The following is a 14,324-nucleotide window of genomic DNA, read 5'->3' on the forward strand; positions in this document are numbered from 1 at the left end:
GGAGCACTTGGACATGACGAAGACCGTCAACCACTGGATCGGTGGCAAGGCCGTCGAGGGCACGTCGGGCAACTTCGGCCCGGTGACCGACCCGGCCACCGGAGCGGTCACCACACAGGTCGCCTTCGCGTCGGTGGAGGAGGTGGACCAGGCCGTGGCCACCGCCAAGGCGGCGTACGCGACCTGGGGCACGTCCTCGCTGGCCCAGCGCACCACCGTGCTGTTCACGTTCCGGGCGCTGCTCGACGCCAACCGGGACGCCATCGCCGAGCTGATCACCGCCGAGCACGGCAAGGTGCACTCGGACGCGCTGGGTGAGGTGGCGCGCGGCCTGGAGATCGTCGACCTGGCCTGCGGCATCACCACTCAGCTCAAGGGCGAGCTGTCCACCCAGGTCTCCAGCCGGGTGGACGTGGCCTCCATCCGCCAGCCGCTGGGCGTCGTCGCGGGCATCACGCCGTTCAACTTCCCGGCGATGGTGCCGATGTGGATGTTCCCGCTTGCCATCGCGTGCGGCAACACCTTCATCCTGAAGCCATCGGAGAAGGACCCGTCGGCGTCGCTGAAGATCGCGGAACTGCTCGCCGAGGCGGGCCTTCCGGACGGCGTCTTCAACGTCGTGCACGGCGACAAGGTGGCGGTGGACGCGCTGCTCGCCCACCCGGACGTGGCCGCAGTCTCCTTCGTCGGCTCGACGCCGATCGCCCGCTACATCCACACCACCGCCTCCGCGAACGGCAAGCGGGTGCAGGCGCTCGGCGGCGCCAAGAACCACATGCTGGTGCTGCCGGACGCCGACCTGGACGCGGCCGCCGACGCGGCCGTCTCGGCGGCGTACGGCTCGGCGGGCGAGCGCTGCATGGCGATCTCCGCCGTCGTGGCGGTGGGTGCCATCGGCGACGAGCTGGTGGAGAAGATCCGCGAGCGCGCCGAGAAGATCAAGATCGGCCCCGGCAACGACCCGTCCTCCGAGATGGGCCCGCTGATCACCGCGGCCCACCGGGACAAGGTCGCCTCGTACGTCGCGGGCGCCGCCGCCCAGGGCTCCACCGTCGTCCTCGACGGGTCCGACTACACCGTCCCCGGCTTCGAGAACGGCCACTGGATCGGCCTGTCCCTCCTGGACCACGTGCCGACCTCGGCCGACGCCTACCGGGACGAGATCTTCGGCCCGGTCCTGTGCGTGCTGCGCGCCGAGACGTACGAGGAGGGCCTGGCGCTGATCAACGCCTCGCCGTTCGGCAACGGCACCGCGATCTTCACCCGGGACGGGGGCGCTGCCCGCCGCTTCCAGCTGGAGGTCGAGGCCGGCATGGTCGGCGTGAACGTGCCGATCCCGGTGCCGGTGGGCTACCACTCCTTCGGTGGCTGGAAGGACTCGCTCTTCGGCGACCACCACATCTACGGCAACGACGGCACGCACTTCTACACCCGCGGCAAGGTCGTCACCACCCGCTGGCCGGACCCCGCCGACGGCCCGTCGGGCGTGGACCTGGGCTTCCCGCGCAACCACTGAGACGGGGCGGGTCGCGCGCGGCCCGCCAAGCGCTCAGCCCCGCCCCCCGCGCCCCAACGGGCTGGCCCACCGCGCACCCGGAACCGTGCACGCGTGGAGGTACGCCAACACCAGGCGCCTCATCGCGACTGTGCGTGGTGGACGGCCGCGGCGGCCAGACCGCGGATCAGGGGGTGCGGGCGGGTGCCGTCGCCGGAGAGCTCCGGCTGGAACAGCGTCGCCAGGAAGAAGGGGTGGCGGGGCAGCTCGGCGATGCGGACCTCGCCGTCGCCGTCCGTGCCCGAGAAGACCAGACCGTGGGCGCGCAGGACGTCCACGTGCCGCGCGCTCGCACCGTAGTTGCAGTGGTAGCGCTCCAAGCTCCGCTCGGCGCCCAGGAGTTGGGCCGCCCGGGAGCCCGGCGTCACCAGGATCTCCCCCTCGTGGCCGACCAGTGAGCAGGCCAGCGGCACGATGACCGGGTCCTCGGTGCCCGGGGTGTTCTCGGCATGGCTCGCCTCGTGCAGGGCGCACACGTTCCGCGCGTACTCCAGGAGCGCGTGCTGGAAGCCGCCGCACGTGCCGAGGAACGGGATGTTCTCCTCGCGCGCGGTGCGCACCGCGGCGAGCGCACCCGCCTCGCTGCGGTAGGGGCTGCCGGGCAGCACCCACACCGCGTCGAAGCCCCCGACGCCGTGCGTCTCGGCCTCCTCGGTCGGGATCCAGTACGCGTCCAGGTCGAGCCCCTCGCGGTCGCGCAGGGCCTCCAGGAGGAGCGGCACGCGGGTGTGGGAGCGGACGTCGGGCGAGCGGTCGCCCACCAGGGCGATACGGGTCGTTGTCATGGGAGCAGCCTGGCGCCCCCACCATCATCACGTCCAACGATGATTCATGCATCCGGCATTAGCGATGCTGATGCACAAGCGATACTGACGCTCATGGACCCGCATCTGCTGCGCACCTTCGTCGCCGTCGCCGAGCACGGCTCGTTCTCCGCCGCCGCCTCCTCGCTCGGCTACACCCAGTCCGCCGTCTCGCAGCACATCGCGGCGCTCGAAGCCGACCTCGGTGCCGCGCTGCTCTCGCGCCGCCCGGTCAAGGCCACCGAGGCGGGGGAGCGGCTCATGGAGCACGCCCGGCCGCTGCTCCTGCGCCTGGAGGCGGCGCGCGCCGACATCGCCGGGCTCAAGCAGGTCCGGCCCTCGCGCCTCACGCTCGCCTGCATGCCCGCGGCGCTGACCCCGGCCCTCGCGGACGCCCTCGCCGCCGTACGCCGCGAGGTCCCCGGGCTCGCGGCGACCACCGTGCGGGTGCTCGGCCGCGACGAGGTGGTCCGGGCCGTCGTGACCGGCGGGGCCGACCTCGGTCTCGTCTGCGGCGCCGCCGCCCCCAGCGACCCGCTGCCGCTGCCCGACGCGGGGCCGATGATCACCCTGGGGATCGCCGAGGAGCCCCTCGCCGTGCTGCTCCCGGCCGGCCACCCCCTCGCGGGCCGCCCCGCACTGCGCCTGGCCGACCTCGCCGACGCCCGCTGGATCGACGCCCCGGACACCGCCGTCCCCCTCGCCCGGCTCCGCAGCGCCGCGCACAGCGACGGTTTCCGGGCCCAAGTGGCGTACAGCGGAACGGACTTGAGGGGGCTCGGCGCGCTCGTCGCGGCCGGGCACGGTCTGGTCGCCCTCGGGCTCGGCGCGGCCGACGGGCTTCCGGGCGCGGTGGGCGTACGGGTCTCGGTGCCGCGCCTGGTGCACCGTACGGAGATCATCCACCCGCGCGGCCCGGCCAAGCCCGTGCCGGACCTCGTCGCCGCGCTGGGCGGCTGAGCGGGCCGCGCGCCGCGCCGGAGCCGTCCGCACTGCGGACGTCGCGAAAAGTTAAGGACAAACTTCCGCGCGGGCGCTGCGGTTCCCGCACCGCCCGATCGTCATGTCTTGGCGCGTCCTTAACGCCGAAATTCGGGGTTTAGCCGTGCCGGATCTTCGGATTCCGCAGGAGAACAGCTATTGACCTGCGGTTCTCCGGGGGATTCCATGACGTCCACCCGGGAGCCACCGAACCACTTTCACCACTCCGCCCATGGAGGCGATACCGCTCCCGCGCATCGGACACCGCACCAGTCGATCGGAACCGCACACGATGACGGAAACGCTCAGCGCCCCCCAGGCGCTCGCCCCCGCGACCGGCCCCTCCCCCCAGCAGGCACAGAAGCTCAAGCGTTCCATCGGCGTCGTGGGGGGCACCCTCCTCACGCTGTCCTGCGTGACACCCGCCTCCACCCTGTTCGTGGTCGTGCCCGATCTCTTCGCCACCCTCGGCACCTACACCGCCCTCACCATCGCGATCGGCTCGCTGCTCTGTATCGCCGTGGCGTTCTGCTACTCGGAGCTGGGCACCCTCATCCCCAGCGCGGGCGGCGAGTACGCCATGGTGTCCACGATGGCCGGACGGCTCGCCGGCTGGCTGGTGTTCGTCCTCTCGCTGCTCGTCGTGATGATCGTGCCGCCCGTCATCGCCATGGGCACCGCCGACTACCTCTCGCCGATCGTCCACATCCCGGCGCCCGTCGCGGGGGCCGCGGTGATGCTGCTCGCCACCCTGGCCGGCCTGCTCGACCTGCGCGCCAACGCCTGGATCACCGGCATCTTCCTGGTCCTCGAAGTCATCGCCGCCGGAGTCGTCGCGGTCCTCGGCTTCTCCCACAGCGAGCGCGGCGCCGCCTCACTGGTGCACGGCTCGGTGGCCGGTTCGGGCGGCGCCCCCTCGACGGTCACCACGATGATGGTGATCTCCGGACTCGCCATCGCCCTCTTCATCACGCAGGGCTTCTCGACCGCCGTCTACCTCTCGGAGGAGCTGGAGCACCCGCGGCGCAACGTCGCCCGGACCGTTCTCGCCACCCTCGCCATCTCAACCGCCGTGATCCTGGTGCCCGTTGTCGCCATCACCATGGGCGCCCCCGACCTCTCGGCCCTCACCGGCGGCGACATCAGCAGCATGGTCACCGCCTGGTCGAACTCCGCCGTCGGCACCTTCGTCAGTCTCTGCGTGGCTCTCGCGATCATCAACGCGGGCATCGTCATGGTCATCCAGAACTCCCGGGTCCTGTTCGCCTCCGCCCGCGACAAGGCCTGGCCCGAGCCCGTCAACCGGGGCCTGTCCCGGCTCGGCCGGTTCGGTTCCCCGTGGGTCGCCACCCTCCTCGTCGGCATCCCCGGGGCCGGTCTGTGCTTCGTCAACCTCGACACCCTGTACGGCGTCACCGGAGTCTCCGTCACCGGCATGTACCTGCTCGTCGCCGTCGCCGCCCTGCTCTGCCGACGCGGCTCGCACAAGGACGTCCCCGCCTGGCGCATGCCGCTGTGGCCCACCGTCCCGGTGCTGCTCATCGCGGTGCTCGCCTACATCCTGACCCAGCAGGAGACCGAGTACCTGCTGTGGACCGGAGGCATCGTCGCGGTGGCCACGCTGTACTGGGTGCTGTACCTGCGGCCGCGCCGCGCGACCCGGTGGCTGGTCAGCATTCCGGAGGATGCGCAGGCCTGAGGCGCTGCCTAGGGTGGCGCCCATGACTGAAACGGACGCCACCCCATACCTGGACCACGCCGTCTACTGTGATGAAATCCTGCGCCAGACAGCCGAGTTGAGGTCCCACCTGAGCGGTGCGGACCTCTCCGTCACGGTGCCGACCTGTCCCGAGTGGGACCTGCGCAAGCTCGCGCTGCACGTGGGCGGCGCCCATCGCTGGGTCGCCGAGATCGTACGGACCAAGGCCACGGCCGCCATAGCGCCGGAGCAGGTTCCGGGCCGCGAGCCGGTGAGTGACGAACCGGCGGCGCTGGACGCCTGGTTGGCCGAGGGCGCCGAACTGTGCGCCGGTGCCCTGCGGGACTCCGGCGCCGACGCGCCGACCTGGACCTGGGTGGGGGAGACGACCACCGCGTTCTGGGCGCGGCGGATGGCCCACGAGACCGCCGTCCACCGCGCCGACGTCGCGGGCGCCACCGGCGCCGAGTACCGGCTGGCGCCCGAGCTCGCGGCCGACGCCATCGACGAATGGCTCGGCATCATCGGCTTCATCCAGACCGCCCGGGGCGGCAAGGAGGCGGACGCACTCCGCGCCGGCGGCCGGACGATCCACCTGCACGCCACGAACGCCCCCGGCGCCGAGTGGATCATCGAACTCGCGGACGAGGGCGTCACCTGGCGCCGCGCGCACGAGAAGGCGACGGTCGCCCTGCGCGGCCCGCTCACCGACGTGATGCGCGTCTTCTACCGCAGGCTGCCCGCCACCACCCCGTCCGTCGAGGTCCTCGGCGACGCGGACGTCCTCGACCAGTGGCTGGCCGCGACGGCGTTCTGAGCCCCGTCAACGACCCGGCGCGGTCACTCCCAAGCCCAGGTCAGCATCGCGAAGTGGCCCTCGTCCCGCGCGCCCGCCGAGTGGTACGTGGCGAGCGCCGGGTCGTTGTCGGTGTCCACACCCACCCACATGTCGTAGCACCCCCGAGCACGCGCGGCCGCCGCCAGTTCCTCGACCAGAGCACGGCCGATGCCCCGGCGGCGGTGGCGGGCGGCCACGGCCAGTTCGTACAGGCACATCTCGGTGCCCTTGTCGGGGTGGAGCATCTCGATGCCGGAGACGAAACCCACCGGGCCGCCGCCGACGTACGCGATGAGCATCAGATGGCCCGGCGCGGCCAGGAAGCGGGCCGCCCACTCCTCGCGTGCCGGCGCGTCGAACAGGTGCTGTGCGGCGATCAACTCGGCCGTGGAGGTGGCGCGGCGGATCTCGTACGGTGGTGCCGCCCCGCGCTCATCCGTCTCACGCGCTCCCGTCACCCCGGGCCCTTTCTTCTCACCCGGGTCTTCCACCTGGGCGCTCCCTACTCCCGCTGCGGTACACGACGGGGCGACCGTACTCCCCGGGTACAGCGGACACCTCCACCCACCGGCAGCTTCGGATGTCCGACCCGGCGCATACGGTTGGGGGATGGAGATCAGCATCCGCAGACGCCGTTGGCGGGTGGCCGCGGGGGCGGCCGCCCTCGCAGCCCTGGCCGGCGCCGGCGTCTGGAGCGCGGCCGGCGCCGTGGGCGCCCCCGCCGTGCACCGCGAGGACCAGGTGCTCGACATGCCCGGCGCGAAGATCGACACCTCGTTCTTCACGGCGGGCAGCGGCCACGACAAGCGGCCCGCCGTGCTGATCGGGCACGGCTTCGGCGGCAGCAAGAACGAGGTGAAGGGCCAGGCCGAGCAGCTCGCGCGCGACGGGTACGCGGTCATGACCTGGTCCGCGCGCGGCTTCGGCTCCTCGACCGGGCAGATCGGGCTCAACGACCCGCAGTTCGAGGTCAAGGACGTCTCGCGGCTGATCGACTGGCTGGCCAAGCGCCCCGAAGTGAAGCTGGACGCGCCGGGCGACCCGCGCGTCGGCGTGACCGGGGTGTCCTACGGCGGGGCGATCTCGCTGCTCGCCGCCGGGTACGACAAACGGGTCGACGCGATCGCGCCGGAGATGACGTACTGGAACCTGTCGGACGTCTTCTTCCCCAACGGGGTCTACAAGAAGCTCTGGGCGGGGATCTTCGTGTCCACGGCAGGCGGCTGCAAGGCGTTCGATCCGCAGCTGTGCGCGATGTACGAGCGGGTCGCCAGTGCCGGGCAGCCGGACGAGGCGGCCGAGAAGCTCCTTTCGGCCAAGAGCCCGTCGGCCGTCGGCGACCGCATCAAGGTGCCCGCGCTCATCATGCAGGGCCAGACCGACTCGCTGTTCCCGCTCGGCCAGGCCGACGCCATGGAGCGGCGGATCGCCGCCAACGGCGCGCCGGTCTCCGTCGACTGGATCGCGGGCGGCCACGACGGCGGCGACCGCGAAACCGGCCGCGCCCAAGCCCGCGTCACCCAGTGGTTCGACCGGTACCTGAAGAACGACAAGAGCGCCGACGCCGGTCCCGCGTTCCGCGTGACCCGCACCGGAGGCGTCAACTCCACTGATGGAACAGCCCAGTTGAGGGGTGCGAGCAGCGGCAACTACCCCGGCCTTGAGAGCGGGCGGCGCACCATCGCGCTCACCGGCCGCGAGCAGAGCTTCGACAACCCGCCGGGCGGCGCGCCACCGGCGATCTCCGCCGTGCCGGGCCTCGGAGCGGGCCTGTCCGGCCTGTCATCGCTCGGCGCCGGCCTCTCCCTCGACTTCCCCGGCCAGTACGCGAAGTTCGACTCCGCACCCCTGGCGACCGGCGTCACCGTCACCGGCTCGCCGACCGTCAAGGTCACCGTGAAGTCCAGCGGCGACGACGCCGTGCTGTTCGGGAAGGTGTACGACGTCGGCCCCGACGGCAAGCAGCAGGTGCTGCCCGCACAGCTCGTCTCCCCGGTCCGGATCGACGGCGCCAAGGGCGCAAAGACCGTCGAACTGACCCTGCCCGCCGTCGACCACACCGTCGAGGCGGGCCACCGGCTGCGCCTCGTGCTGGCAGCCACCGACCTCGGCTTCGCCTCCCCGGCCGCGCCCGCCACGTACACCGTGTCCCTGGCCGGCGGCGGGCTGAGCGTGCCGACCGTACCCGCGGCGCGGACCGCGTCGGCGGCGCTGCCCTGGTGGGTGTGGGGCCTGCCGCTCGCCGGGGCCGTCATCGGCGCGGCCCTCCTCGTCACCCGCCGCACGCACACCCCGGCGCCCGATCCGGCACTGGCCCAAGTGCCGCTCCAGATCACCGACTTGACCAAGAAGTACGCGAAGTCCAGCGACCGGTACGCCGTGCGCGAGCTCTCCTTCCGCGTCGAAAAGGGCCAGGTGCTCGGTCTGCTCGGGCCCAACGGAGCGGGCAAGACCACCACCCTGCGCATGCTGATGGGCCTGATCCGGCCCGACGGTGGCGAGATCCGGGTCTTCGGCCACGCGATCCGGCCCGGCTCGCCCGTCCTGTCCCGGGTCGGCGCGTTCGTCGAGGGCGCGGGCTTCCTGCCGCACCTGTCGGGCCGCGAGAACCTGGAGCTGTACTGGCGGGCCACCGGCCGCCCCGCCCAGGACTCCCGCATCGAGGAGGCCCTGGAGATCGCGGGCCTCGGCGACGCGCTCCAGCGCGCGGTCCGTACGTACTCGCAGGGCATGCGGCAGCGGCTCGCCATCGCCCAGGCCATGCTCGGCATGCCGGACCTGCTGATCCTGGACGAGCCGACCAACGGTCTCGACCCGCCGCAGATCCGCGAGATGCGGGACGTGATGATCCGCTACGCGGCGGGCGGGCGCACCGTGATCGTCTCCAGCCACCTGCTGTCCGAGGTCGAGCAGTCCTGCACGCACCTGGTGGTGATGGACCGCGGCCGGCTCGTCCAGGCCGGACCGGTCGCCGAGATCACCGGCGGAAGCGACACGCTGCTCGTCACCACCGCCGAGGCGGTCGCCGGGCCCGTCGTGGACAAGGTGGCCGCGCTGCCCGGCATCGGCTCGGCGGTGCGCACCGACGAGGGCCTTCTGGTACGCCTCGAAGGGGCGACACCGGCCGGTCTCATCACCGAACTGGTGCGCCTGGACGTGCCGTTGACCGGCGTCGGCCCGCACCGCCGCCTGGAGGACGCGTTCCTCACCCTGATCGGAGGGTCCGCATGACCACGCTGACGGAGATCCCGGCGGGCGAGACAGCACCGGGCTACCGGGCCCGGCGCACCCTGCCGCTGCGCGTCGAGGCGGTGCGCCAGCTGAAGCGGCGGCGCACCCTGGTCATGGGAGCGGTGCTCGGCGCGCTGCCGTTCGTCCTGGTCGTCGCGTTCGCGATCGGCGGCAGCCCGAGCAGCCGCAACGGCCGGATCACCCTCATGGACACGGCGACCGCGTCCGGCGCCAACTTCGCGGCGACCTGCCTGTTCGTCTCGGCGGGCTTCCTGCTCGTGGTGCCGGTGGCGCTGTTCTGCGGGGACACCGTGGCTTCCGAGGCGAGCTGGTCCTCGCTGCGCTACCTGCTCGCGGCGCCAGTGCCCCGGGCCCGGCTGCTGTGGTCCAAGCTGACGGTGGCGCTCGGGTTCAGCGCGGCGGCCATCGTGCTGCTGCCGCTGGTCGCGCTCGCGGTCGGCACGACGGCCTACGGCTGGGGCCCGCTCCAGATCCCGGCCGGCGGCGCGCTCGGCGCGGGCGACGCGCTGCCGAGACTCGCCATCGCGGTGGCCTTCGTCTTCGTGTCCCAACTGGTCACCGCCGGGCTGGCGTTCTGGCTGTCCACCCGTACGGACGCCCCGCTGGGCGCGGTCGGCGGCGCGGTCGGCCTGACCATCGTCGGCAACGTACTGGACGCGGTGACGGCGCTCGGCGACTGGCGGGACTTCCTCCCCGCCCACTGGCAGTTCGCCTGGGCCGACGCGCTCCAGCCCCACCTGGAGTGGGGCGGCATGCTGAAGGGCTCGGCGGTCTCGGTGGCCTACGCGCTGGTGCTGTTCGCGCTCGCGTTCCGTGGGTTCGCGCGCAAGGACATCGTGTCGTAGCCCCGGATGCGCGGAGGCCGCCTTCGAGCCCCGCTTCACAGGGTGCTCGAAGGCGGCCGGGCCGCGATGCGCAGTGGATCAGACCGCGGCGCTGAGCTTCTCGTACCCCACGAGCCGTACGCAGGCGGTCAGACCCAGGATCGCCTGCTCCAGCTCGGCCAGGCCCGGGTAGCTCGGCGCGATGCGGATGGTGGCGTCGCGCGGATCGCTGCCGTACGGGTGCGTCGCGCCGGCCGGGGTCAGGGCGACACCCGCCGCCGCGGCCCGCGCCACGACCTCCTTGGCACAGCCCTCCGGCACCTCCAGGGTGATGAAGTAGCCGCCTTCGGGGGTCGTCCAGGTGGCGAGGCCGGTGCCGCCGAGCTCGCTGTCGAAGATCCGCCGAACCGTCTCGAACTTCGGCTGGAGCAGGGCGCGCTGGCGCTCCATGTGGGCCCGCACGCCGTCCGCGTCGCGCAGGAACAGGACGTGGCGCAGCTGGTTGACCTTGTCCGGGCCGATCGAGCGCTTGGAGTTGTTGGCGAGCAGCCACTGCACGTTGGCGGGCGACGAACCGAAGAAGGCGACGCCCGCGCCCGCGGCCGTGATCTTGGAGGTGGAGCCGAAGACGAACGCGCGGTCCGCGTGACCGGCCGCCGCGCAGGAACCGAGCAGATCGGCGATCTCGACGGGCCGGTCGGTGAGGTGGTGGGCGGCGTAGGCGTTGTCCCAGAAGATCCGGAAGTCGGGGGCGGCGGTCGTCATGCGGGCCAGCCGCGCCACGGTCTCGTCGCTGTAGCTGACGCCGCTCGGGTTGCTGTACTTCGGCACGCACCAGATGCCCTTGATGCCCGCGTCCTCGGCAACGAGCCGCTCGACGACGTCCATGTCCGGGCCCTCGTCGGTCATCGGAACCGGAATCATCTCGATGCCGAACCGCTCGCAGAGTGAGAAGTGCCGGTCGTAGCCGGGCACGGGGCACAGGAAGGCCAGCCGCTCCTGGTCGACCCAGTGCGAGTCGGCACCCGGCAGGACACTCAGCATGGCGTGCACGAGGCAGTCGTGCATGAGCTCCAGGCTGGAGTTGCCGGCGGCGAGCAGCTGCGGGACGGGCACCTGGAGGACCTCGGCGAAGATCTCCCGAAGCTCCACGAGACCTTGCAGCCCCCCGTAATTGCGTACGTCCGTGCCGTCCGCGGAGGTGTACCGGCCGCCGGGCAGGCTGAGCAGGTCCTCGGAGAGGTCGAGCTGCTCGGGCGAGGGCTTGCCGCGCGTGAGATCGAGCTTGAGGCCACGGGCCGCCAGCGCCGCGTAGTCCTGCCGGGCCTGGTCGAGCAGCCCGGCCAGGGCGTCGGGGCTCAGCTCGGTGGTCATGGTGTTTCCTCTCGCGGGGCCGCGCCTGCGGGGAACGGCATGGATGGGTGCGCCCTGCCGAGCTTACAAACCCACCCCTGAACCCGGGACGACCGGCTTCCGGGGACACCCGCGGAAGTGACGCCCATCACGAGCCCCGCAGCACGGGCAGCGCGGCGGCGTCACCCCGCGTGGGGCGGGCTGGCGCGGGGCCTCACCCGTCTCCATCCCGGTCGCCCTGGGCGAGGCGCGCACGCCACCGGTGCTGAGGCGATGGCCTTCGGCTCCACGGGCTTCGTGGTCGGCAGCATGGTCGGTTCGGCGCTGGGGAACTCCGCCCGGCGACGTCAGGCGCAGGCCAACGCGCAGCCCCGCTGGGTCGCGGACGGCCACGGAGAGGTCACCGTCACCGACCGGCGAGTGGATGGTGGAGCGGAGGTACCCGAAACGGCGCGAGAGCGGGAGGAACTGCTGCGCAGCCAGCTCTTCGTCGCCATGACCCGGGCTCGTGACGTGCTGTGGTTGGGCAGCGTTGCCCGATAGGGGCAGCGTACGGTCAGAGGAGCGTACGGGCTCGTCAGTCGGTGGCGTGCAGGCGGGCGCGCAGGTTTTCGATGAGGGTGGGTGGGCTGCCCATCTCCTGGTGGATGGTGAGGGCCCTCGTCAGGTCGTCGCGCAGCCGGGAGCGGTCCGCGCCGGGGCGCGTGGCGATGGCTGCCAGGTCGAGCAGGGCTTCGGCCTCGTACGCGTACGCCTGCTGCTCGCGCAGTGTCCGAGCCCCCTCCCGCAGCATGGCGGCGGCCTCATCGGTCCGGCCCAAGTGGTCGAGGGCGCGGCCGAGCGCCAGGGTGGCCCTGGCCGCCATGCGGTGATCGGGGTCGGGCAGGGACAACAGGTCCGTACGGGCCTGCCGGAGCGTGGCCAGCGCGTCGGCCGACTCGCCCTGCGCGTCCTGCGCGCGGCCGAGGAAGAAAGCCGCGATAGCCGCGCCGCGCGGCTCTTCGCCACGCACGTTCAGTTCCCTTGAGCGTCGGTACGCCGCGATCGCGCGGGACGGGTCGAACTGGTCCCAGTAGCGGCCGGAGAACTCCCGCACGGACGCCTGTAGCACCAGGTCACCGGCCACTTCCGCACAGGCCAGCGCGACCTCCAGCTCCCGGTGCGCCGCGTCATGCTCACCCAGGTCCATGAGGGGGCGGGAGAGCAGGCTGCGCAGTCGTGCCTCGGCTGCCGGGGCGACGGCGGCCGCCGCGTAACCGGCACCCAGCTCCAGCGACTCCTGCCAGTCACCGAGGTGGCGATGGTGCAGGAACAGTACGGTGAAGCCCTCCGCGAGCTGCCAGCCCGGCGTGTACAGCCGGTACTCGCCGGCCGCACGCAGGACCGCCATGATGTTGGCGCGCTCGGCCTCCAGCCAGTCCAGGGGCTTTCGGCCGCTCTGCGCGGCGAACGGGTCCGTCCGCCCGGCCAGCAGGGAGCGGAGGTCGGCGACGCGCGTCCGGTCGGCACGCACGGCGCGGTCGGCGAACGCCGTGAGGGCCAGGTAGTGCGTCAGCACGCGCCGCACGACCGCGGGCCCGGCGTCGGACGGCTCCTCGGCCGCCGCGCGCTCGCGGGCATGCAGCCGCACCAGGCCGTGGAACCGGTAGCGGCGGTCCTGCGCCGTTTCCAGCAGGCTCATGTCCTCCAGTACGTCGAGAAGCAGCTGGGCGGCCACCACGTCGGTTCCCAGGGCGGCCGCGGCCGTCGCCGCGTCGAAGGACCGGCCCGGGATCCAGCCGAGCAGCCGGTAGCCGTGTGCCAGCTCCGGCGTCAGCTGTCGATACGAGGAGTCGAAGACGGCGGACACCGGGGACTCGCCTCCCACGCGGAGGGCCGTCAACCGCCGTTCCTCGTCGCGGAGTTCGGCGGCGAGCGCGGACAGAGTGAGGTGGCGGTCGGTCAGCAGCCGGGCCGCGGCGACGTGCAGGGCGACCGGGAGCCCGGAGCACAGGTCGGCCACCTGCCGTGCCGCGTCCGGGTCGGCGGCGATCCGCGCCTCGCCGCACCGAGCGGCCAGCAGAAGCAGCGCGGCCTGCGGCGTGAGCGGTTCAAGGGGCAGCGGGCGTGCTCCGTCGACCGAGAGCTCGCCGAGCTTCGCGGTGCTCGTGGCGAGTACGACACTGCCGGCGCCGTGCGGAATCAGCGCCCGTACCTGCGCGGGTGCGGTCACGTCGTCAAGGACGAGCAGTACCCGCAGCTCAGAGGTCCGGTCGCGGAAGAGCGCGCATCGCTCCTCAAGTGACGATGGCAGGCGGGTGTCCTGGACGCCGAGGGAGCGCAGGCAGTGACCAACGGCGTCGAGCACGTCCGCCCCGGCCTCCGACCGGCCGCGCAGCGCCGCGAAGTCGACGTAGAGCCGGCCGTCGGGGAAGTTCCGGCGCATCGCGTGTGCCCAGTGCCGGGCGAGGGCGGTCTTTCCGACTCCGGGCGGCCCGGCGAGTACGCGGACGTCGACGTGCGAGGCGTCGGCGGGTGCCGACGAGTCGCCGAGGTCGGCCAGCTCGGCGGTCCGGTTGACGAACCGGGTCCGCAGGGCGGGGACTTCTGACGGTGGGCCGGACGCGCGCACGGCCGGAGGCGCGCCGAAGGTGACCCCGGACAAGGCGGTGGCCGCGGCCGGGGACGCCGGGAAGGAGGTGTCCCGGTCGCGTTCCCCGTCCAACTCGCGCAGCAGGTCGACCAGTTCGGCTGCCGTCGCGGAGCCCTCCTGGAGGGAGTGGCGCAGCCTGCGCCGCAGCCGGTCGGTGGCGTCGCCGAGCGCGTACTGGTCATCCGCTCGCAGGGCCGCCGCCAACTGCTCGACGGCGGAACGGAGTTCCTCGTCGCCCGCCTCGGTGCCGTCCTGCTGCCGACGACGGTTGAACAGGCGGCTGATGAGACCCCGCGCCTGCGTCCACGCCTCTGTGACAGCGAGCCCGATCACCGTGCTCGTAGCCCCCGAAGCGGCGAGCGCCACCACCTCGACTCCCACCGGGCC

Annotated in this window: 11 protein-coding genes; 7 read left to right on the forward strand and 4 right to left on the reverse strand. The window is 72.6% G+C overall.

What is annotated here, in order from left to right; genetic code table 11:
• The first annotated feature begins 13 nt into the window (after window positions 1–13).
• Window positions 14–1,516, forward strand: a complete 1,503-nt coding sequence (gene mmsA, locus OG522_RS24260; RefSeq protein ID WP_329465105.1) for a CoA-acylating methylmalonate-semialdehyde dehydrogenase — start codon at window positions 14–16, stop codon at window positions 1,514–1,516.
• Window positions 1,517–1,635: 119 nt separating this feature from the next.
• Here the strand turns inward: mmsA and OG522_RS24265 are convergent, their stop codons facing one another.
• A complete protein-coding gene (locus OG522_RS24265) occupies window positions 1,636–2,340 on the reverse strand; it encodes a CTP synthase C-terminal region-related (seleno)protein (protein WP_329465106.1) in 705 nt (234 codons plus the stop codon).
• Window positions 2,341–2,433: 93 nt separating this feature from the next.
• Between OG522_RS24265 and OG522_RS24270 the strand changes: the two genes are divergently transcribed.
• The 3 genes from OG522_RS24270 to OG522_RS24280 all read left to right on the forward strand — a co-directional run bounded on the left by OG522_RS24270 (window position 2,434) and on the right by OG522_RS24280 (window position 5,855).
• Window positions 2,434–3,318: a LysR family transcriptional regulator gene (locus tag OG522_RS24270; RefSeq protein WP_329465107.1), complete on the forward strand. Its 885-nt coding sequence runs from the start codon at window positions 2,434–2,436 to the stop codon at window positions 3,316–3,318.
• Between the two features lie 313 nt (window positions 3,319–3,631).
• Window positions 3,632–5,038 (forward strand): APC family permease, encoded by a 1,407-nt coding sequence (locus tag OG522_RS24275; protein ID WP_329465108.1) that lies wholly within the window; start codon window positions 3,632–3,634, stop codon window positions 5,036–5,038.
• 22 nt (window positions 5,039–5,060) lie between these two features.
• Window positions 5,061–5,855, forward strand: a complete 795-nt coding sequence (locus tag OG522_RS24280; protein WP_329465109.1) for a maleylpyruvate isomerase family mycothiol-dependent enzyme — start codon at window positions 5,061–5,063, stop codon at window positions 5,853–5,855.
• A 23-nt stretch (window positions 5,856–5,878) separates the two neighbouring features.
• On the opposite strand, the gene OG522_RS24285 is transcribed toward OG522_RS24280, so the two are convergent.
• Window positions 5,879–6,334, reverse strand: a complete 456-nt coding sequence (locus OG522_RS24285; protein WP_329465110.1) for a GNAT family N-acetyltransferase — start codon at window positions 6,332–6,334, stop codon at window positions 5,879–5,881.
• A gap of 151 nt (window positions 6,335–6,485) precedes the next feature.
• Between OG522_RS24285 and OG522_RS24290 the strand changes: the two genes are divergently transcribed.
• Together OG522_RS24290 and OG522_RS24295 are read left to right on the forward strand one after the other, a co-directional pair.
• The gene (locus OG522_RS24290) at window positions 6,486–9,107 is read left to right on the forward strand and encodes an alpha/beta fold hydrolase (RefSeq protein WP_329465111.1); all 2,622 of its coding nucleotides are present in this window, start codon (window positions 6,486–6,488) and stop codon (window positions 9,105–9,107) included.
• The gene (locus tag OG522_RS24295) at window positions 9,104–9,973 is read left to right on the forward strand and encodes an ABC transporter permease (RefSeq protein ID WP_329465112.1); all 870 of its coding nucleotides are present in this window, start codon (window positions 9,104–9,106) and stop codon (window positions 9,971–9,973) included. The genes OG522_RS24290 and OG522_RS24295 overlap by 4 nt, the downstream gene beginning before the upstream one ends.
• Before the next feature lie 78 nt (window positions 9,974–10,051).
• On the opposite strand, the gene OG522_RS24300 is transcribed toward OG522_RS24295, so the two are convergent.
• Window positions 10,052–11,326 carry an aminotransferase class I/II-fold pyridoxal phosphate-dependent enzyme gene (locus tag OG522_RS24300; RefSeq protein ID WP_329465113.1) on the reverse strand — a complete coding sequence of 425 codons (1,275 nt, stop codon included), beginning with the start codon at window positions 11,324–11,326 and terminating at the stop codon, window positions 10,052–10,054.
• Window positions 11,327–11,578: 252 nt separating this feature from the next.
• On the opposite strand from OG522_RS24300, the gene OG522_RS24305 reads away from it, so the two are divergent.
• Entirely contained in the window at window positions 11,579–11,848 is a 270-nt protein-coding gene (locus OG522_RS24305; protein WP_329465114.1) for a hypothetical protein, read from the forward strand.
• A gap of 34 nt (window positions 11,849–11,882) precedes the next feature.
• Here OG522_RS24305 and OG522_RS24310 read toward each other — a convergent pair whose 3' ends face one another.
• Complete coding sequence (locus tag OG522_RS24310) at window positions 11,883–14,318, reverse strand: ATP-binding protein (protein ID WP_329465115.1); 2,436 nt, start codon at window positions 14,316–14,318, stop codon at window positions 11,883–11,885.
• Window positions 14,319–14,324: the final 6 nt, after the last annotated feature.

Origin of the sequence: Streptomyces sp. NBC_01431, from assembly GCF_036231355.1 — a bacterium.
Classification (GTDB): Bacteria; Actinomycetota; Actinomycetes; order Streptomycetales; family Streptomycetaceae; genus Streptomyces.

What these genes read in the sequence shown, in the direction of transcription:
- mmsA (WP_329465105.1), top strand. Translation starts at nt 14, where the DNA reads ATGACGAAGACCGTCAACCACTGGATCGGTGGCAAGGCCGTCGAGGGC.
- OG522_RS24265 (WP_329465106.1), bottom strand. Translation starts at nt 2,340, where the DNA reads ATGACAACGACCCGTATCGCCCTGGTGGGCGACCGCTCGCCCGACGTC.
- OG522_RS24270 (WP_329465107.1), top strand. Translation starts at nt 2,434, where the DNA reads ATGGACCCGCATCTGCTGCGCACCTTCGTCGCCGTCGCCGAGCACGGC.
- OG522_RS24275 (WP_329465108.1), top strand. Translation starts at nt 3,632, where the DNA reads ATGACGGAAACGCTCAGCGCCCCCCAGGCGCTCGCCCCCGCGACCGGC.
- OG522_RS24280 (WP_329465109.1), top strand. Translation starts at nt 5,061, where the DNA reads ATGACTGAAACGGACGCCACCCCATACCTGGACCACGCCGTCTACTGT.
- OG522_RS24290 (WP_329465111.1), top strand. Translation starts at nt 6,486, where the DNA reads ATGGAGATCAGCATCCGCAGACGCCGTTGGCGGGTGGCCGCGGGGGCG.
- OG522_RS24295 (WP_329465112.1), top strand. Translation starts at nt 9,104, where the DNA reads ATGACCACGCTGACGGAGATCCCGGCGGGCGAGACAGCACCGGGCTAC.
- OG522_RS24300 (WP_329465113.1), bottom strand. Translation starts at nt 11,326, where the DNA reads ATGACCACCGAGCTGAGCCCCGACGCCCTGGCCGGGCTGCTCGACCAG.
- OG522_RS24305 (WP_329465114.1), top strand. Translation starts at nt 11,579, where the DNA reads ATGGCCTTCGGCTCCACGGGCTTCGTGGTCGGCAGCATGGTCGGTTCG.